The sequence below is a fragment of the Azospirillum sp. Sh1 genome (assembly GCF_008365135.1).
In the GTDB taxonomy this organism is placed as follows: Bacteria; Pseudomonadota; Alphaproteobacteria; order Azospirillales; family Azospirillaceae; genus Azospirillum; species Azospirillum oryzae.
Map to the genome: position 1 here is coordinate 52275 of NZ_VTTK01000001.1, position 19244 is coordinate 71518.

Annotated in this window: 19 protein-coding genes; 6 read left to right on the forward strand and 13 right to left on the reverse strand. The window is 68.6% G+C overall.

Features of this window, described 5'->3' with window-relative positions:
• Positions 1-40 precede the first annotated feature (40 nt).
• From FZ029_RS00230 to FZ029_RS00240, 3 genes are all read right to left on the reverse strand, one after another.
• Positions 41-1399 (reverse strand): PQQ-binding-like beta-propeller repeat protein, encoded by a 1359-nt coding sequence (locus tag FZ029_RS00230; protein ID WP_149267550.1) that lies wholly within the window; start codon positions 1397-1399, stop codon positions 41-43.
• A 9-nt stretch (positions 1400-1408) separates the two neighbouring features.
• Positions 1409-2053, reverse strand: a complete 645-nt coding sequence (locus FZ029_RS00235; RefSeq protein WP_149267551.1) for a tetratricopeptide repeat protein — start codon at positions 2051-2053, stop codon at positions 1409-1411.
• 283 nt (positions 2054-2336) lie between these two features.
• Positions 2337-2978: a response regulator transcription factor gene (locus FZ029_RS00240; protein WP_085089627.1), complete on the reverse strand. Its 642-nt coding sequence runs from the start codon at positions 2976-2978 to the stop codon at positions 2337-2339.
• Between the two features lie 951 nt (positions 2979-3929).
• On the opposite strand from FZ029_RS00240, the gene FZ029_RS00245 reads away from it, so the two are divergent.
• Positions 3930-4670, forward strand: coding sequence for a LuxR C-terminal-related transcriptional regulator (locus FZ029_RS00245; RefSeq protein WP_247892074.1), 741 nt, complete (start codon positions 3930-3932; stop codon positions 4668-4670).
• Between the two features lie 80 nt (positions 4671-4750).
• On the opposite strand, the gene FZ029_RS00250 is transcribed toward FZ029_RS00245, so the two are convergent.
• From FZ029_RS00250 to FZ029_RS00290, 9 genes are all read right to left on the reverse strand, one after another.
• Complete coding sequence (locus tag FZ029_RS00250) at positions 4751-6751, reverse strand: cache domain-containing protein (protein WP_149267552.1); 2001 nt, start codon at positions 6749-6751, stop codon at positions 4751-4753.
• Positions 6752-6964: 213 nt separating this feature from the next.
• Positions 6965-7300, reverse strand: a complete 336-nt coding sequence (locus tag FZ029_RS00255; RefSeq protein WP_149267553.1) for a tRNA-binding protein — start codon at positions 7298-7300, stop codon at positions 6965-6967.
• A gap of 154 nt (positions 7301-7454) precedes the next feature.
• On the reverse strand, positions 7455-7889 hold the full coding sequence (locus tag FZ029_RS00260; protein WP_149198490.1) for a phasin family protein: 435 nt from the start codon (positions 7887-7889) through the stop codon (positions 7455-7457).
• A 172-nt stretch (positions 7890-8061) separates the two neighbouring features.
• Positions 8062-8760, reverse strand: a complete 699-nt coding sequence (locus FZ029_RS00265; RefSeq protein ID WP_149267554.1) for a TetR family transcriptional regulator — start codon at positions 8758-8760, stop codon at positions 8062-8064.
• Positions 8761-8838: 78 nt separating this feature from the next.
• Positions 8839-9321 (reverse strand): YbaK/EbsC family protein, encoded by a 483-nt coding sequence (locus FZ029_RS00270; RefSeq protein ID WP_149267555.1) that lies wholly within the window; start codon positions 9319-9321, stop codon positions 8839-8841.
• Between the two features lie 12 nt (positions 9322-9333).
• A complete protein-coding gene (gene proC / locus FZ029_RS00275; RefSeq protein WP_149267556.1) occupies positions 9334-10158 on the reverse strand; it encodes a pyrroline-5-carboxylate reductase in 825 nt (274 codons plus the stop codon).
• 37 nt (positions 10159-10195) lie between these two features.
• Positions 10196-10699: a YbjN domain-containing protein gene (locus FZ029_RS00280; protein WP_111066289.1), complete on the reverse strand. Its 504-nt coding sequence runs from the start codon at positions 10697-10699 to the stop codon at positions 10196-10198.
• A gap of 231 nt (positions 10700-10930) precedes the next feature.
• Positions 10931-11275 (reverse strand): accessory factor UbiK family protein, encoded by a 345-nt coding sequence (locus FZ029_RS00285; protein ID WP_247892075.1) that lies wholly within the window; start codon positions 11273-11275, stop codon positions 10931-10933.
• 135 nt (positions 11276-11410) lie between these two features.
• The gene (locus tag FZ029_RS00290) at positions 11411-14656 is read right to left on the reverse strand and encodes an AsmA family protein (RefSeq protein WP_149267557.1); all 3246 of its coding nucleotides are present in this window, start codon (positions 14654-14656) and stop codon (positions 11411-11413) included.
• Positions 14657-14932: 276 nt separating this feature from the next.
• Between FZ029_RS00290 and FZ029_RS00295 the strand changes: the two genes are divergently transcribed.
• Both FZ029_RS00295 and FZ029_RS00300 read left to right on the forward strand, forming a co-directional pair.
• Complete coding sequence (locus tag FZ029_RS00295; RefSeq protein WP_149267558.1) at positions 14933-15115, forward strand: DUF4169 family protein; 183 nt, start codon at positions 14933-14935, stop codon at positions 15113-15115.
• Positions 15116-15291: 176 nt separating this feature from the next.
• On the forward strand, positions 15292-16116 hold the full coding sequence (locus FZ029_RS00300) for a DUF2189 domain-containing protein (RefSeq protein WP_247892076.1): 825 nt from the start codon (positions 15292-15294) through the stop codon (positions 16114-16116).
• Between the two features lie 61 nt (positions 16117-16177).
• Here the strand turns inward: FZ029_RS00300 and FZ029_RS00305 are convergent, their stop codons facing one another.
• Complete coding sequence (locus FZ029_RS00305) at positions 16178-16375, reverse strand: DUF1192 family protein (protein WP_109073099.1); 198 nt, start codon at positions 16373-16375, stop codon at positions 16178-16180.
• Between the two features lie 138 nt (positions 16376-16513).
• Here FZ029_RS00305 and FZ029_RS00310 point away from each other — a divergent pair, with 138 nt between their 5' ends.
• The 3 genes from FZ029_RS00310 to FZ029_RS00320 all read left to right on the forward strand — a co-directional run bounded on the left by FZ029_RS00310 (position 16514) and on the right by FZ029_RS00320 (position 19197).
• On the forward strand, positions 16514-17530 hold the full coding sequence (locus tag FZ029_RS00310; protein WP_149267899.1) for an NAD(P)H-quinone oxidoreductase: 1017 nt from the start codon (positions 16514-16516) through the stop codon (positions 17528-17530).
• 270 nt (positions 17531-17800) lie between these two features.
• Positions 17801-18415, forward strand: coding sequence for a DUF1013 domain-containing protein (locus FZ029_RS00315; protein WP_109073098.1), 615 nt, complete (start codon positions 17801-17803; stop codon positions 18413-18415).
• 188 nt (positions 18416-18603) lie between these two features.
• Complete coding sequence (locus tag FZ029_RS00320; RefSeq protein WP_149267560.1) at positions 18604-19197, forward strand: UbiX family flavin prenyltransferase; 594 nt, start codon at positions 18604-18606, stop codon at positions 19195-19197.
• The last annotated feature ends 47 nt before the right edge of the window (positions 19198-19244 follow it).

The window sequence follows — 19244 nt, forward strand, 5'->3', positions numbered from 1 at the left end:
GGGCCAAAGGCCTTTCACAACAGACGGAGGAAATCCGCGATCAGCGGAACGCGACGAGCGTTCCGTTGTCGCACAGCACATAAAGAGTGTTGTTGGCAACGACCGGCGGCAAGTAGGAACCGGTGGGGAGCGAACGGGTCACCTCCACCTGGCCGTCGGACGGCGACAGGCCGAGCAGCTGGCCGTTGGAGCCGGTGACCCAGAGGCGGCTGCCCGCCATCACCGGGCCGGACCAGACGATCGGGCCCGACTTGTCCTCCGGATCCTTGAAGCGGGCGAGCGGCGCCACCCAACGGACCTTGCCGTTCTGGCGCGCCACCGCGACGACCTCCTGGTCGTTGGTGACGGTGAACAGGTAGTCGCCGGCCAGCCAGGGGGTCTGGACGCCGCCGATTTCCGTTTCCCAGATGCGGGCGCCGATTCGCTCGTCGATGGCGACCATGCGGCCGGAATGGCCGATGGCGTAGACATTGCCGCGGTCGACCACCGGCAGGCCGCGGATGTCGGCCAGATTGCTCAGCTGGCCGGTGCGGCGGATGGCGGCGAGGCTGTCCTGCCAGGACACGCGGCCATTTTCCGGGCGCAGGCCGAACAGCTCGCCCGAGGAATAGGGGGAGACGACCAGCGTGCCGGTGGCGGCGGGGCTGGCGGCGCCGAGCAGGCCGGCGGTCTCCAGGATGCCCTGCTGCGACCACTGCACCGCGCCGTCGTCGGTGGAGAGCGCGATGGTCTGGTTGTCGAGCGTGATGACCAGCACCCTACCGCCGACCACCGTGGGCGCGCCGCGAACCGGGCCGGCGATGCGCTTGCGCCACAGGATCTTGCCGGTGGCGGCGTCGAGCGACAGCACCTCGGCAAAGCCGGTGGCGGCATAGACGCGGCCGTCGGCATAAGCGACACCGCCGCCGGTGGCACCGCCACGCTCATTCTCCGGCCGGGTGTCGACCCGCCACAGCGACTGGCCGCTTCGCTCGTTCAGCGCGGAGACGCGCGAGTCGGCGTCCATCGCGAAGATGCGGCCGTCGGCGATCACCGGCGTGCCGAGCAGCGCGCGCGAGCTGCTGGAACCGGAGCCGATGTCGGCGCGCCAGGCGTCGGACGGGTTGGCCGACAAAGCGAGGTTGCCCAGCACATGGTCCGGCGTGCCGCCCGGCTGCGCCCAGGCCGCATTGGCGACCGGCGGCGGCACGGTGACGGCGACGGCGGCGAGCTGGGCATCCGGCTCCACCTTGCGCTCGCGCTGGAGGACGGCGACGCGCTTGCCCGGCAGGGGCGGATCGGGCGTCTTGCCGAACCAGCCGTCGATGGTGTCGCAGCCGGCGAGAAAGACGGACAGCAGCGATGCGGACAGCAGCGCCGCGCGGCGGATGGAGCCGGCCTTCATCTTGTTGTTCTTCATGGCCCTGGATCAGCCCTTGCCGTAGAGGGAGGCGAGATCGGCGGCACGGCCACGCACGCCCGACGGCGCTTGCTGGTCATCCGCCAGTTGCTTGTAGAGCGTGCGCGCCTTTTCCGTGTCACCGGCGCGGGCGGCCAGCATCGCCGTCAGCTCGCGCGCCGTGAAGCGCCAGGGGCTGGTGTCGGCGGTCAAAGGCTGCAGCTTCGCCGTCAGCTGGGCCGGGTCGCCCTTTTCCGCACGCTGCGTCACCGCCAGCAGGGTGGCGAGGTCGCGGTACTCGGCCGGCACGGAGCCGTTGGCGGCGATGCCGTCATAGATGGTCGCAGCCTCGTCCGGCTTGGTCTGGCGGATCAGCAGCGCGGCGGCGTTGAACTGGGCGATGGCGGCGAGGTCGGGCTTGGCGGAGCCGGCGAAGGCCGACAGCGCCTCCACCCCCTTCTCCGGTCCCTGGGCACTCTGAGAGATGGCGGTGACCAGGGCGGCGGTCTGCTCCTGCTTCTGCTGCGCCTGCCAATGGCGCCAGTAGCTGTAGCCGCCGGTGCCGGCGACGACCAGGACGGCCGCGGCGATCATGGCGCCGCCATACCTCTTGAACAGGTGCTCCGCGCGGTCCCGGCGCAGATCCTCGTCGACTTCGCGGAAAATATCGCTCATGGCGCTGCGGTTGCGTCCCTGCGGTGGCGGCGTCGCGCACGGCCCGGATGGCGGCGCGGGTCAGGCGGAACCCGTCCGGCCGGTAAGCCGGTCGGATGATTCCACAAGATCAAGAGGGGCGGATAGCATCGGGCAACCCGCCGGGTCAAGAGGCTCACTGCCGTGGACGGGTGTCCGGCCGTTGCCGCCAAAAGAAAACGGGCCGCGGAGGCGATGCCCCACGGCCCAGTTCCGCGACCCGTACGTGCCCCGGATCGGTCGACGTTGTTCGGACCCTCGACTCTTACGCCGACATGGCGGCGGCGGCGATGACCGCCTGGGTGCGGTTCTTGACGCCCAGCGACTTGAAGATGGCGGTGACGTGGATCTTCACCGTGCCTTCCGACAGGCCCAACTCATAGGCGATCTGCTTGTTCGACTTGCCGAGACGCAGGCATTCCAGCACTTCGCGCTGGCGCTGGGTCAGACCATAGCCGGCGCTGCGGTCGGACATGTCCACCGTGCGGCGGCGCGGCGCGGCCTCCATGCTGGCGGTCAGCGCGCCCGGCGGCAGATAGATGCCGCCCGAGAACACCAGGTTCAGGGCGCCCATCATCACCTTCACGCTGCTCGACTTCGGGATGTAGCCGGTCGCACCATGGTCGAGCGCGCCACGGATGTCACCCAGGGCCTCCGACGCGGAGATCACAACCACCGGCACCCCCGGCTGCAGCGCCTGGATCTCGCGCAGGCCGTCGAAGCCCGGCCAGTTCGGCATATGCAGGTCCATCAGGATGATGTCGAAGGTGCTGCCGGCCCGGCACTGGTCCAGCACCTCGTCGAATGTCCCGGCCTCGACGAAGCTGGCCTCGCCCTGCAGTTGTTCCAGCAGACGCCGCAGGCCTTCGCGAAACAGCAGATGGTCGTCCCCGATCAGAATCTTCATGGTCCCCGTCATCCTCGCTCGCCGACCCTTGCCGGTGCCGTCCGCTTGCGAACGACCGCCCGTCAGGGCTGTTGTCGATGTTGCCCGGCACGCCCCCGCGGCACCCGGATCACCACATTCACGCCGAATACATGGCTTGGTGGTCGATTGGTCTGTACGCCCTCTGCGGACATCGGCCGGAAGACCGTCTGCCGTTGTGGGCTTGTTCTTCGCTGTGTTGGGTATCTGATACCACGATCGGTCGGGACCCTGTATCCTGACAAGGGCCATAGGTCATTCGAAGCCGACATGCCTCTTCGAGGCACCTTTGGTCATGGTACGACCAAGAATTACTTCCGCCAAAAGTCATAGTTTCTTCTGCGCGCGCGAAGAGAGTTATCGCGCGAGCGCATCGGATTCACTTGGCCCGATCGGGATCATTCGAAAAGAGACCTGTTGTCTCCATTAGCGACGGGAATTTTTCTGGAACCTTGCCATCTTTGCGGCGTTCGTGTGGCAGGGATTTGGTTAATCCCGATTCGAACGCGCAGAAGAGTAAGGAAAACCGGCGACCAAACCGAAAGGATATCCCTGATGGATGCCTGTACCAACGCGCATTCCCCTGTGACCCGCTCAGCACACATCATTCCATAGGTGTTACCGTTTCGAAACCTGAGGCGACCAACAAGGAGACGATAGGCGATCTTGGCTGATCATCCATCGCCTGATTTACGCGGAGCCCGGTTCATTTCTAAATCACGCGGTGCGAACAGGACTTCCCCGATCCCGATGAAGGGGGAGTTTGCAGTCCGCGCGGAAATACTTCGATGCCCACAATAATTTTCCGGATGACGTGAGTTTTATGATGACGTGCCTGGGCCAACCGGCCGGTTCCTCTTCAACCCTTAGACGCAGGCGGCAATGCCCTGAGCCGGGCCGGCCGTGGATGCCTCCTCCAGACAGAGCTGACCCATGCACACACACCATGAGTACGCCCATGAGAAAGCATCTCACCAGACCCGCAACGCGGTGACTCCCATGCATGTCTGCCTGATTCTCGACAACAACGCGCTGACCGAGAACGTGGTGCAGCAACTGGACCGTGGCGGTCGTCACCGGGTCACGGTTCTGCACGACATCGGGGAGCTGACCCAGAGCGCGCTGACGCCGGATGCGATCCTGATCGGGCTGCAGCAGTTCACCGCGTTGCGCGAGAACGAACCGATGGTCTATCTGCGGCTGTCCCGCCGCTCGCGGATCGTCGTCGTGCTGTCTTCGCGTGAGCTGCTGGACGCCGCCCATATCCTGGCCTTCGCCGACGCGTGGGTGTTCGAGGATCTGAACGTCGACCGCATCAACGAGCTGCTGGATTTGGGGCTGGAAGGCCATTGCCTGATGCCCAAGCAGTTCCTGTCACGCCTTGGCGTCGACGAGATCCGGCTGACGCTTCTGCCGCGCCTGTCCGATCCGGAATTCGAGACGCTGCGCCTGCTGGGCGAGGGCATGAACAACCGCACCATCGCCAACGCGTTGGACCTGTCGGAAGCGGTCATCAAGTCGATGGTGCGCAGCGTTCTGTCCAAGCTGCATTTCCGCAACCGGACGGAGGCCGGCGTCTTCGCCGCCCGGCAGCAGGGTGCCCTGGAACAGGCGCGGACCGGCATGACGCCGCCGCCCGTCCACGCCGCCGCCGTCCGCCGGGCCGGGGTCTAAGGGGCTGCCCTAGCCCGCCCGCCGGTACATCGCGCGGTCCGCCATTGCCGCCCAGCCAGTTCTGACCCGGCAGACCGGGATCAGCCAGCCAGGCGGCGCCCGGCCATCGCCTCTTCGAAGCGGTCGAAGCGGGTATCGAAGGCCTGGCGGTCGATCTCAGCCAGCCGGAAACGGATGCGCACCACCCCCTCCTCCCGATTGAAGGCGTCGAAGGGCAGCGCCACGCCCAGGCTGTCGAACAGCAGGGTGCCGCGGGTGCCGACGGCGTCGGCCTCGCCCAGCGCCGCGCCATGGCGCGAAATGTCCAGCAGCCGCACCGTCAGCCGACCCTCCGCCCCCTCCACGATGCAGGGTGCCTCGACGCGATAGCGCGGCACGCTGCGGCGATCCACGTCGTCGGTCGCCGTGCGCACGGCGCGCACCAGCACATGCATCAGCTCGTCGATGCTGTGGGTCACTTCCGACGCCCCGGCGCGCAGCATGTCGGCGCGCTCCTCCGTCACCTTGGCCTCGCGCGACACCTCGTCGATGCGGATGGAGACATCGGTGGCCGCGCCGGCGGTCTGACCGACATTGCGCGAGATCTCCTGGGTCGCCGACGCCTGCTGTTCCACCGCGGCGGCGACGGTGCCGGAAATGGCGTCGATCTCGCCGATGGTCCGGCTGATGTCGCGCACCTCCTCCACGCTGCGGGCGGTGACCGACTGGATTTCGGTGATCAGGCGCGAGATTTCCTCGGTCGAGCGCGAGGTCTGGTTGGCGAGGTTCTTCACCTCGCCGGCGACGACCGCGAAGCCCTTCCCCGCCTCGCCGGCCCGCGCCGCCTCGATGGTGGCGTTCAGGGCGAGCAGGTTGGTCTGGGCGGCGATGCCCTGGATCAGTTCCGCCACGTCGCCGATGCGGCTGACCGCCGAGGACAGCGATTCGATGGTGGTCTCGGTCCGATTGCTGGCGGCGACGGCAGCGCGGGTGACCCCGGCGGCATGGCCGACCTGATTGCCGATCTCCTCGATGGATGCCGAGAGCTGCTCGGCGGCGGAGGCCACCGCCTGGGCGTTGCTGAGCGCCTGGGCCGCAGCGGCGGCGACGTTCTGGGCGTTTGAGCCGACCAGCCCGGCCGATGTCGCCATGGCGCCGGCGTTGCGGTCCATCTCCTGCGTGCGGGCGGCGACGCGTTCGACCGCGCTGCGGCTTTCCTGCTCCACCGTGTCGGCCATCGACTGCAGCGCCTTGCGCTTCTGCGCCTCGCCCTGGATGCGCTGATGCTCCTGCTCGGCGCGCAGACGCTCCGCCTCGGCCATGCCGTCGCGGAAGACGAGGACGGAGCGCGACATCGCGCCGATCTCGTCCAGGCGGTTCACGCCGGCGACGCTGGCCGACAGATCGCCGGAGGACAGCGCGGTCATCACCTGGCTGAGCTGCCCCAGCGGACGCAGCAGCCAACGCGACACCAGATAGCCCGGCACCGCCAGAACCAGGGCGCAGATCACCACCAGCATGGTGGCGAAGCGCATGCTGTCGTCGAAGGTCTTGAACACCTCCGCCTTCTTGATGCCGACATAGAGGATGCCGACCGGTTTGCCGGCAGCGTCCTTGATCGGATCATAGGCGGCGTAATAGGGCTCGCCCAGGATATCGACCATGCCGCGGAAGGGAACGCCCTGGCGCAGCACCGACTCATAGGCCGGACCCTGTGCCAGCGTGGTGCCGACGGCGCGCGTGCCGTCGGGCTTGGCGACGTTGGTGGCGATCCGGCGGTCGCCCAGGAACAGGGTGGCGGTCCCCCCGGTGATGCGTTTGATCTTGTCGACCACGAGGTTGTTGTCGTTCATCACGACCCCGTCCAGCAGCAGCTTGCCGTCGGCAACGGAGAACTGGCCGCCGCGCTCCTGCAGCGACGACCAGGCGATGTCCATGCTGAGCCGCTGCATCTCGATGGCCTGCCGTTCGAGATCGCGCACGATCACCTGACCGATCGCGAACAGGATGGCCGTGCTGAGGACCAGCATGCCGAAGAGGTTCAACACCGTGACTTTCGTGGAGATCGAAAGCCGGCCGACGAAGGCGCGAAGGGCGTCCATGAGTGCCATCCAACAGGAGACATGTTGCAGGTGCGAAGTCGCAGTCGCGCCGCACTATGCCATCCCGGTTTAGACTGCATTCATTTAAAATACATACGAACCCTGCGGCAACTTGTCGCCTTATGGGAGCCGCATGAATTCAACCTCGGGGTGATTTTTTCGTAGGTGCGGCATGATCGAATCTTTCATGCCGCCCCAGGAAAACGGACGAAATCAGAACAGCCGCGCGCCGTCGGGAACCGCATGATCCGGCCCGACCAGCACCACGGCGCCCTCGGCGTCGGGCAGGCCCAGGCACAGAACCTCGCTGGTGAAGGGGCCGATGCGCTTGGGCGGGAAATTCACCACCGCCAACACCTGACGGCCGACCAGCGCGTCGGCGGCGTAGTGGCTGGTGATCTGGGCGGAACTGCGCTTGGTGCCTATCTCGCCGCCGAAATCGATGGTCAGCTTGTATGCCGGCTTGCGCGCCTCGGGAAAGGCATCGACGGCGCGGACGGTGCCGACGCGGATGTCGACCTTGGCGAAGTCGTCGTAAGAAATGGTCATGACGGGTCCGATGAGGTTCTGGCGGTCGGCGCCAGCGTAGCGCGGCGACGCCGGCATCGGAACCGGGAAGGCGCGTCCGGACCGTCAGGCGCAAACGAAAAAGGGGCCACCGACGGCGACCCCTCTTCGCTGATTTCCGGCGGACCGGAGTGGATCAGGACTTCGCCTTGGCGATGGCGGCCTTGACCTCGTCCAGGCTGTCCGACACGCGCTTGGTCAGGATCTCGGCGGCCTCGGTGTTCGACTTGGCGATCATCTCGCTCAGCTCGCGGATGTTGGCCAGCGACTTCTCGAAGGCGGTCTTGACCAGATCGGCCTGCTTGGCGGCCTTCTCTTCCGGGGTGCCGGCGGCGGTCAGTTCACCGACGGCGCGGTTCACGTCCTCGGCGACGGTGCGCAGCACCTCGGCCTGACGACGGACGATGGCCTGGAAGCCTTCGAAGGCCAGTTGGTTGGCAGCGGTCACCGCCTCGATGTTGCGGCGCTGGCTGGCGATGATGGACTCGACGTCCACGCCCGGCACCTTCAGGTCGCCCATCAGCTTGGACGGATCGAATTCGAGGAAGGGGTTACCGCTGATCTTGGCCATGTTTCTCATCCCAGTATCGGTGTTTGCCGCCCGCATCTGAATACGGACATGTTGCGTCGCAACATTACAGATGCCGACTATGCAGAGTGCCGAAAAGTTAGTCAATGCGGTTTTTGCGCCGCAGCATAACCTTGGCGGGAGAAAGCCCCCGCCGCGGAACTCCCGCACGTCGCTAAATGCCTGACGACATGGACTCTGTTCCCGACGTCCGGTGCAGCGAACCGCGCCGGTTGGTCCAGCGGCAGAAGGTCGCGCCCCAGCGCTCCGCCCCGCGCAACGCGTTGTCCAGCGCCGCCATGGTGCGCGACAGGTCGGCGGTGTCGTCGTTCAGGAACACACGCATCACCCGCGCATGGACGGTTCCGAGGCCGGCGACCAGCGCCGCGCCGCCGCGCTGGTCCGGATCGATCCCCGCGGCACGCAGCATCCAGGCCATGGATCGGCCGAAGGCGCAAGAAAAGGCCAGCGCGGTCGCCGGATCGGCCGGCAGGTCGCGCACCACCGACCGCAGACCGTCGCGGAAGGGGCGCAGAGCGTCGAAGCGGCGCATCATCACGTCGAACAGCCGGTCGCGTGCCGATTCGGTCGGATCGGCGGCGATATCGCCGGCAAGGACGGTTTCATCGGCAACCCGCGACACCGCCGCCAGCAGGTCGGCGCGCCCTCGAAAGCGGTGATGGAAGCGCGACAGCGGGATGCCGGCGGTGTGCGCGACCTCCAGCAGGCTGACGTGGCGCCAGCCCTTCTCGGCCGCCAGCCCCATCGCCGCCGATGCCACGGCACGGTCAAGGGCGTCGGGGTCCGCAAAATCCCGGGCGGGGTCTGAGCGGAAGCTGTTATCTTCAGGCTTGTCGGACGACATGTCGGACATGGCACCACCTCCAGGCGACAGGGATCGCCTGATAAGGTGGTGTGCGGACGGGCGAACGTCACCCGTCCCCCCCTTCAGTTATGCCTTGCGCACGGTCTCCACCCGGCCGCCGGTCATGCTGACCAGATCGGCGGGGGTCAGGCGGAAGACGGCGTTGGGGGTGCCGGCGGCGGCCCAGATGGTTTCCAGCCGCAGCAGGTCGTCGTCGATCAGCACCAGAGGCGGGACGGCATGGCCGATGGGCGGAACGCCGCCGATGGCGAAGCCGGTCGACTCGCGCACGAACTCCGGGTCGGCGCGCTCGATCTTCTCGCCGATCAGACGGCCGACCGCCTTCTCGTCCACCCGGTTGGCGCCGCTGGCGACGACCAGGACCGGACGGCCGGTCTCCTTGGTGCGGAAGATCAGCGATTTGGCGATCTGCGCCACCTCGCAGCCGACGGAATTGGCGGCGTCTTCCGAGGTGCGGGTGCTGCCTTCATGCTCGATCACACGATGGCCGAGGCCGATGCTGTCCAGCAGTGCCTGGACGCGGGCGGCGGAAGGGCTGAGGGCGGTCATGGCAGCGCCCCCTCAACCGGCCAGCTCGCGCGACCGCCGGGTGGCGGCGGCGATGGCGGCGCTCATCACCGGCTGCAAACCGTCATCGGCCATCAGCACCTCAAGGGCCGCCTGCGTGGTGCCGTTGGGGCTGGTCACCGCCTTGCGCAGGTCGGCGGCCTCCTGCTGGGGCGAAGCGTCGAGCAGGGCGCCGGCCCCCGACACGGTGGCGCGGGCCAGCCGCATCGCCAGATCGGCGGGCAGACCGGCGGCCTCGCCGGCCTTGGCCATCGCCTCGACCAGGAAGAAGACATAGGCCGGTCCGCTACCGGACACGGCGGTGACGGGGTCTAGCAGCCCTTCGTCCTCAACCCAGGCGACGTCGCCGACGGCGCGCAGCAGGCGGTCGGACAGATCGCGCTGGGCGGCACTGACACGGGAGTTCGGAACGGCGACGGTCATGCCGCGACCGATGGCGGCCGGCGTGTTGGGCATGGAGCGGACGACGACCGCCCCCTCCCCCAGCAGCCGCTCGAAATAAGCGATGGTCTTGCCGGCGGCGATCGACAGGAAGACGGTGCCGGGGCGGACCAGGGCGCGGTAGGACGGCAGCGCGTCCTCCATCACCTGCGGCTTGACCGCCAGGACGATCACGTCGGGAACGAAGCCGTCCGGCAGGGAGTCGGCGCCGGATGCCAGTGTGACGCGGGAATCGCCCGCCACCGACTGCGGCAGGCCGGCGCGGTCGACCACCACGACGCGCGACGCGGTCCCGGCGGCGAGCCAACCGTCCAGCATCGCCCCGCCCATCTTCCCGCAACCGACCAGCAGCAGCGACGCACCCGATTCCGCCGTCATGACCGTGACCTCTCCCTTCGCTCAGGCTTCTTGTCTTTTACGCTTCGCCCATGGTGTCGAGAATGGCGGCGGACACCGCCTCCGGCGCCGATTTCCCACCCCAGATCACGAACTGGAACGCGGGATAGAAGCGCTCGCACTCCGACAGGGCGATCTCCACCAGATCCTCGAGCTGCTCCACCGCGGCGCCGCGCGAACCCCGCAGCAGCATGGTCTGGCGGAACATCGGCGTGTGCTCCTCGGAGCAGACGTCGAAATGGCCGAGCCACATCCGGCCGTTGACCTCGGCCAGCAGTTCGGCGACCGCGGTGCGGCGGGCGGCCTGGACCTTCATGTCGAACTGGCAGGAAAACTGCATCGCGCTGACGTCCGGCTGCCAGACGAAATAAAGCCGGTAATCGCACCAGCGCCCGCCGATCTCGACGACCAGCTCGTCCTCGGTGGCGCGGTCGAAGGGCCATTCGTTGGCGGTAACGATCTCCTCGACCACGTCGAGCGGATTGTGGGCGGAAGTGGTGGTCTCTACGGCGACTGCCGACATGTGCGCGTCCTCCTGTGAAGGCGCTATGGGCGGTACCGTTCACCCGGACCGCAGCGACGCGCCGGCGTTGGCGCGCGGTCCGGGGCAATACCCCGAAGATGATGAAAAGGCGGGCTGGGCCGAGGCCGGGCGTGGCGCTGCCGCAGACCGCCCCTCCCGTCGACACGCGCCGCGGGATGACCGCGCGTGTCGACGGGAGGAAGGGTCCGGTAGGTGCGGCGGCGCTGCCGATCAGGGTGCCGGGACGGCCGTGGTGTCGGGCTTGTCCTCGCCTGCGGCGGTGGGCTCGGAACGGGCCGAGACCGGCTGCGGTGCCTTCGCGGCGCTCAACGATGCGACGGTGGCCTCCAGCGCGGCAAGCCGCTCGGCCATCGCCTCCTGCTCCTCGCGGGCCTTGGCGGCCATGGCGCGGACAGCCTCGTACTCCTCGCGGCTGACGACGTCCATCCGTGACAGAACCCGTTCGAGCTGGGCCCGCAGTTGGCCTTCGGCCTCTTCGCGCAAGGACGAGAAGGCGCCGAGCGCGCCACCTGCCACACGGGCGAGGTCGTCCAAAATCCTGTTGTCCACCTGCATCGCTCTGACTTCCGGTTACCGTTCGTTCATTATGGACGCCACACGCCGCGACTTCAACGCCCTTGGAACGCCCGTAGCCCGTGGGTCGGCCGTGTGGGTGGGCCCGTGTAGGTGGGACGTGGTTTCGGTCGTGCCTTATTTGCCGGGCGCGGCTGCGTTGAAGTGGTCACGAAGGGCCTTCAGGTCCAGCGTCTGGTTCGGCGCGGACCAGGGACCTGCCATGCGCAGCGTCAGCGGCGGCAGATCGCCGTCCGCCTTCACCGCCAGCGCCAGTCCCAGATCCACCCGTTCGTCGGGAAGGGAGACCGTGCCGGTCAGCGTGCCGTCGGCCGGCGCGGTGGTCAGGCGGGCGTCCTCGGTGCGGATCACCCCCTTGTCGATGGCGAAGCGGGCGTCCAGCCGGTCCAGCTTGGTCTCGCCACCCTGCAGCGCGCCGGCGACGGCGCCCAGCACCTCCTGCGTGCGCTCCGCCCCGGCGAGACGGCTGCGCAATGCTGCGAGGTCGACGCCGCGCAGCACGCCGCCCGACGCCACCGCCCGGCCCCGGCCGGTCAGGCTGCGCAGCAGCGCGTCGCCACGGCCGCTGCCCGAAAGGGTCACGTCGAGATCGACGGTGCCGCCGCTGAGGCCAAGCCCGGCGAAGCCGGACAGCGCGCCGCCCATGTCGGCCTTGATGACGGTGAGGTCGGCATCGAGCTTCGGCGCCTGCCCCGGCGTGGCGGCGAGCCGGCCGCTGAGGCCGATCTGCCCGCCCTGCCATTCGCCGTCCAGCTGCTCCAGGGTCGCGATGCCGTTGTCCAGGGTCGCACGCAGCGCCGGCTGGACGATGCGCTGCCCCGCCACCGTCAGGGAGGTGGAGGTCAGACCGAGCCGCCCGTCCAGCGACCGCATCCAGCCGAGGTCCGAAAACGGGTCGGCGGGCGGCAGGTCGGCGGGATCGGCGGCGGCGGTCGTGGAGCGGCCGGCGCCGTCGCCGACCAGCGGCGCATTGCGCAGCCGGTCGAGATCGAGGTCGCCGGTCTGGATGTCGGCCTGGAAGACGGTCCGCTCCGACTTGCGGTCGAGGGTCAGCTTGCCGCGCACGGGGATGCCGGCGACCAGCCCCTGGAGGTTCTTCAGGACGGGGGATGCCGCATTGCCCGACAGCTCGCCATAGAGGTCCAGCGGGCCATAGGCGCGGGCAAGGCCGCTGTCGGTGAACAGGGCGGCGATGCGCCCCATCTCCGGATGGGTGACGCGCAGCTTCAGATCGGCTTCGGGCTTGCGGTCGAGGCCGAGCAGGGCGCCGCCGGCGTCGAGCGTGCCGCCGAGCATGCCGGCCGAGGCCTCCACCGCCAGCCGCTCGCCGTCGCCGGCCAGCCGTGCCTTGACGCTGACCGCGCCCAGGCGTTCCGGCACCGGCAGGCCGGGTGGCCAGGACACGGCGCTGGGCAGGCCGCCGAGCGACTGCGCCTGCGCCGCCAGGGCGAGGTTGACGCCGCGCAGCGGGATCAGGCTGGCGACCTGCCCGTCGATCCGTGCCTGCAGGCCGGCGAGGTCGTCCACCTTGGCCTCGCGCACCGTCAGCGCCCCGGACGCGACCGTGGCGTCGAGATGAATCCCCTGGACCGGCAGGCCGCCGACCGTCAGCTGGCCGACCCGCAGATCGAGGTTGGCGTCGGCAAGGCCGAGAAGCCGCTGCGGGGTCTGGCCGCTGTCGGATGCGGTGGCGCGCGGAGCCGGCTGGGTTTGGGGTGTGGGCTGCGTGGTGGCGGGATCGGCCGGCAGATAGCCGTCCAGGTTCAGGCGGTCCAGCTCCAGCCGCGCGCCGAAGGCCGGCCGGCCGCGGTCGACGTAGGCGACGGCGCCGCTGAGCCGGCTGCTGTCGAAGCGGAAATCCAGGCCCGACAGTTCGAAACGGTCGGCATGGCCCTGCAGCCGGGCCGACAGCGAGGCGCGGCGCAGCCGATCGGCCGGGACGCCGCGCGGGTCCAGCTTCGCCCACTCCAGCAGGGCGCGCAGGTTGTCGGCATTCGCCTCCATCCGCAGGTCGAGCGTCGGCTGCCCGCCCGGCGTCGTCACCTCGCCGGCCGCGACGAAGTCGGAACCGCCGGGCAGCAGCGCGCTGACCCGGTCTATATTGAGCCTTCCGGCGGACAGGCTGGCCTCGATCCGGCCCTGGCGCACCACGCCGCGGTTGTATCCGATGGCGTCGATGGCGACGTCCAACTTCGCCTCCACGCCGGTCGGCAGCGCGAAGGACGGAAGCGGCGCCTTGTCGCCCGTGGCGCCCGTGGCGCCCGTGGCGCCGGCGGCGGGAGCGGGGGTGCCCCGGCCGCTGCCGCCGCCGGCCGCGGTGCCGTTGCGCCCGCCCTGGGCCAGCCAGGCATCCAGGTCCAGCCGGTTGACGGCGAGGGTCAGTTCGGTGCGCGGAATCTCGCGCTTGGCCGGATCGCCGGCGCGAAGAGTGGCGTTGCCGGTGGCCCGCGTGTCGCCCAGCTGCGCTTCCAGGCCGGAGAAGGTGGCAAGGCTGGTCCCCGCCTCCACCGTCGCGCGCAGGCCGAAGGACTGACTCAGCGCGGCGGGAGCCCAGCCGGAAGCGGGGGCGTCCACCAGCTTGGCGAAGTCGCTGCCCTCGGCGCGCAGGTCGCCCTGCACCTTGGACCCGCCGCCGGCCCCGCCGCCGGTCAGGATGCCGGCGAAGCGCAGGGTCGCGTCGGTGTGGGGCATCGACAGGGTGGCGCGCACCGGCACCGCCGCCCCTTCGGTGAAGCGGCCGGCGGTCGCCTCGCCATGCAGGGACAGGCCGCGCAGATGGAAATCGCCCTGAAGCTGGAAGGGGCCGTTCAGGCTGCCGGCGGCGATGCGGGCGTTCAGCTTCTCGACCGTCTCGGTCCGGCCGTTGCGGTCGTCGCGGTAGATGATGGTGCCGTTGTCGATCATCACCTGATCGAAGCTGACGGCGGAGACCAGCCCCTCGGCGGCGCCCAGACCGTCGCCGGCGCGGGTGCCGGCGGTGGACAGGTCCCAATTGATGCGGCCGTCCTTCAGCACCTCCACCACGAAGGTGGGCTCGACCAGCGCGATGCTCTCAACCTGGATGCGCCCGCCCAGCAGGGGACCGAGCGCCACCCGGGCGTCCAGCTTCTTCAGGCGAACCATGTCGGGTTCGGCGGCGCCGGCGGCATTGGCGAGCCGGGCGTCGCGTACCGTCAGGGCCGGCGACGGCAGCAGCGTGAAGCCGACGTCGCCATGCAACTCCACCTGCCGGCCGGTCGCCTGCGACACCCGCTCGGCGATGGCGCCCTTGTAGGCGTTCCAGTCGATAAGGCTAGGCGCCGCCAACAGCAGGCCGGCCAGAACCGCCAGTCCGGCCAGTGCAGCGATCAGGATCTTCTTCACCGGGTTTCCGCCTTCCCTGCGACCGGCCTTGTCGTCGGCCGCGCCCCTTTGCCACGTCGATACAAAGACTCGTTCCCCCACCCGCCGCACCGTTCGCTTCCGGTGCGCGCCGTCCTTCGGTAAGCTAGCGCCCGCAGAAGAAACAAGCAATTTGGGCAATCCCACGGCCAAGTCGGGGCCGGCCCGAATTTTTTCCGCGAAAATTCCCGCCCGCCGAGCGCCGCGACCGGCCGCGCGGCGCCCGAACCATTGAAATCAGCCACCGGAGACCGTGCCATGGGCGACGTGGTCAACCTCAATCGTTTCCGCAAGACCCGCGACAAGGCCGAGCGCACCAAGGAAGCCGAGGCGAATCGGGCCCGATTCGGCCGCACCAAAGCGGAGAAGGAACGCGACCGCAAGGAAGCCGAGCGGAGAACTCAGACTTTGGACGGACATAAGCTTGACGGCGAGGACTGACGTCATCGACCGAAAGGACGGAAAAGACCAAGCTTGGGAGTAGGAATAACCTCAGCTGATTTGTTACTATTGGGTATGCCGATAGTTCCCTATTGCGACTATCAGAGCGACTGTGTGAGAGTGCCTTCATGAGCGCCGGCGGGCGCTGTCCTTGGTTCATGGGGAGGGCCGTCATCATGGTCGACATGACGTCGTTTCGCGGATCGGTTCAATCGCCACAGACGCACACCCCCGGCCATACTCCCGCTTGGCTGCCGCCGATCCGGACGGTCGAGATTGACCGTCCATGGGTTTGGCTGTCGTCGGCTTGGCAGGACATGATGGCGGCACCGGTAATCAGCTTCGCCTATGGCGCGCTGGCGGTGATCTCCAGCCTGGTCCTGGTGGTCGGGCTGGCGATGCTGGACATGGAATATCTCCTGCTGCCGATGGCGGCGGGCTTCATGCTCGTCGGGCCGCTGTTCGCGGTCGGGCTGTACGAGACCAGCCGCCTGCTGGAGCTGGGGGAACGGCCGACCTTCGGCAAGGTGGTGGCGGCCTATCGCCGCAACGGGGTGCAGATCGCCGGAGTCGGTCTGGTGCTGATGCTGGCGATGCTGGCCTGGATCCGCGTCGCCTTCCTGATCTTCGCCCTGTTCTTCTCGGGCGAGCCGCCGGCGCTGGACCAGTTGGTCGACCGCATCTTCTTCTCGGCGGAGACCATTCCGTTCCTGCTGACCGGGACCGTGTTCGGCGGAATCATCGCCACCGCGGTGTTCTCCATCGCCGTGGTGTCGGTGCCGATGCTGCTGGACCGCGAGACCGACGTCTTCACCGCCATGGCGACCAGCATCGCCGTGGTGCGCGCCAACATCAAGCCGATGATCGCCTGGGCCTTCCTGATCGCCCTGTTCATGAGCGCCGGGATGGTCACCGCCTTTCTCGGGCTGGCGATCGCCCTGCCGGTGATCGGGCACGCGTCGTGGCACTGCTACCGCGATCTGGTCGGCATCGGGCGGTAAGATAAACACTTGGAATTCAAGGCCCTCCCCCCCGGCGGGAAGGGCCTTTTCCTTTGGCGCCTCAGCCCTTCCTGAAGAACGCTTCCGCCGCCGATTTCTGCGCCTGCTTGGCGGCAATGGCGGCGCGGGCGCGGTCGATCTCCGCCTCCAGCGTGGCGATGTAGGCCTCGATCTCGGCCACGCCCATCACGGTCAGGTCCTTGGGCGCCGGCTTGGCCTTGCGCGGTTCCAGATCCTCGAAACGGTCGTCAATGGCCATGCTGTGGGTCCCTCCCCTGCCACGTGGTTCGCCTTGTCAGGCCGGTCCGGCAAATCTACCTTTCGCACCGGAGAATGCCAACGTGCCGGTGCCGTCAGGCGCCGGAACGGACAGACAATAATGGAAGGGACGACCGCCATGGGCTTGAGCCTGCCCGACAGCATGCGATGCGTCGAGATCACCCAGCCCGGAGGGCCGGAGGTGCTGCACCCGGCCCGCCGCCCGGTGCCGGTGCCCGGTCCCGGCGAGATCCTGGTGGAGGTCGCCGCCGCCGGGGTGAACCGCCCCGATACGCTGCAACGCCAGGGCCGTTACGACCCGCCGCCGGGCGCGTCCGACCTGCCTGGGCTGGAGTTGTCCGGCACGGTGATCGCCATCGGCGAGGGGGTGGAGAACTGGGCCAGCGGCGACAAGGTCTGCGCGCTGGTGGCCGGCGGCGGCTATGCCGAATATTGCGTGGTGCCGGCGGTGCAGGCCCTGCCCGTCCCCGCCCCGCTGTCGATGGTCGAGGCGGCGGCGGTGCCGGAGACCTTCTTCACCGTCTGGACCAACGTGTTCGAGCGCGGCGCGCTGAAGCGCGGCGAGACCCTGCTGATCCATGGCGGGTCGAGCGGCATCGGCACCACGGCGATCCAGCTGGCCAAGGCCTTCGGCGCCACCGTGTTCACCACCGCCGGCAGCGACGACAAGTGCCGCGCCTGCGAGGAACTGGGGGCCGACCGCGCCATCAATTACAAGACCGAGGATTTCGTCGCGGTGATCCGCGAGGCGACCGGCGGGCGCGGCGTCGACGTCGTGCTCGACATGGTCGGCGGCGACTACATCGCCCGCGACATCGACATCATGGCGGTGGACGGCCGCCACGTCTCCATCGCCTTCCTGCAGGGGGCGAAGGTGTCGCTGAACATGGCCCCGGTGATGACCAAGCGGCTGACCCTGACCGGATCGACCCTGCGCGCCCGGCCGGTGGCGGAGAAGGGCCGCATCGCCGCGGCGCTCCGCGAGCATGTCTGGCCGCTGCTGGAATCAGGCGGCATCAGGCCGCAGATTCACAGCACCTTCCCGCTGGAACAGGCGGACGAAGCGCACCGGCTGATGGAAAGCAGCGCGCATATCGGCAAGATCGTGCTGACGGTCGGGCCGGACGCCACCTGATTTTGCGCTTTTCTTCGCCATATCCGCGCCGTCGGGCTTGCCATCGACGGGCAAGACAGGTTAGCAGAGGCGAGCGGGCGGCCGGGATTTCCCGGTGCGCCTGCGCAAGCATGCTTACGCGGACCGGTATTCGCCCTATATCGTGGTGACGAGAAAGGGGCGGCCGCCCCGGGGTCGCGAAGCCGCCCCCGCACCGCATAACCAGTTCGAACGACCGGCCGCACCACCCGCCAGCGGGTGCGACCGGTGAAGAGTTTGTCAGGAGGGATGATGGCACTGCCCTTGATGCCGAAAGCGACAGCCGTCTGGCTGGTCGAGAACACGTCCTTGTCCTTCGAGCAGATCGCCGCCTTCTGCGGCATGCATTCGCTGGAAGTCCAGGCCATCGCCGACGGCGAGGTCGCGGTCGGCATGGTGGGGCTGGACCCCATCGCCAACGGCCAGCTGACCAAGCAGGAAATCGAGCGCTGCGAGAAGAACCAGGATCTGCGCCTGAAGCTTCTGGTCGCCGACCTGCCGCAGGTCGCTTCCCGGTCCAAGGGCCCGCGCTATACCCCGATCACCAAGCGCGGCGACAAGCCCGACGCCATCGCCTGGTTGCTGAAGCACCATCCGGAGCTGTCGGACGCCCAGATCTGCCGCCTGATCGGCACCACCAAGCCGACCATCGCCGCGGTGCGCGACCGCACCCACTGGAACGTCGCCAACATCAAGCCGCGCGGCCCGGTGATGCTGGGCCTCTGCTCGCAGCGCGAACTGGAAGAAGCGCTGGCGCTGGCCATCCGCCGCGGCGGCGTGCCCCGCCCGCCGGAGGAAGCCGCCGAGGACTTCTATGGCGAGAACCGCGACGACGACCGCTATTCCGAACAGGAAGACGCGCACTGAGGGGACTCCCTCTCCCGTCCCGGGAGAGGGAAGGGGCCCATGCGCAGCATGGGAAGGGTGAGGGGTAAGGTACGAAGCCATGCGCTTCTGGTTCCTTGCCCTACCCCTCACCCTCCCCACGCCTGCGGCGCGGGTCCCCTCCCTCTCCCGGGACGGGAGAGGGCTTGAAGAGAGCATAGAATCCCGCCATGACCGACCCCACCACCCCTCCGCCCCGGCTCGTCGTCGGCATCAGCGGCGCGTCGGGGGTGATCTATGGCATTCGCATGCTGCAGACGCTGCGGCGGGTCGGCGTCGAATCGCATCTGGTCGTCAGCCGCTCCGCCGAGGTCACGCTGGCCCACGAAACCAGCATGAAGGTGGCGGAGCTGCGGGCGCTCGCCGATGTCAGCTATGCCGCCGCCGACATCGGCGCGGCGGTGTCCAGCGGCAGCTTCCGCACGCTGGGCATGGTGGTCGCTCCCTGCTCCGTCCGCACGATGAGCGAGATCGCCAGCGGCGTCACCTCCACCCTGCTGACGCGGGCGGCCGACGTGGCGCTGAAGGAGCGGCGGCGGCTGGTGCTGATGGTGCGGGAGACGCCGCTGCATCTGGGCCATCTGCGCACCATGACCGCGCTGGCGGAAATGGGTGCGGTGATCGCGCCGCCGGTCCCCGCCTTTTATGCCAAGCCGCAGAGCATCGACGATCTGGTCGACCATTCGGTGGGGCGGGTGCTGGACCTGTTCGGACTGGACGCCGGCAACCTGCGGCGGTGGGGCGAACGGCCGGAGGAGGCCTGACCGGCCGCCGCCGCGAACGGCTTGTTGCGGCACCACGCAACTGGCGG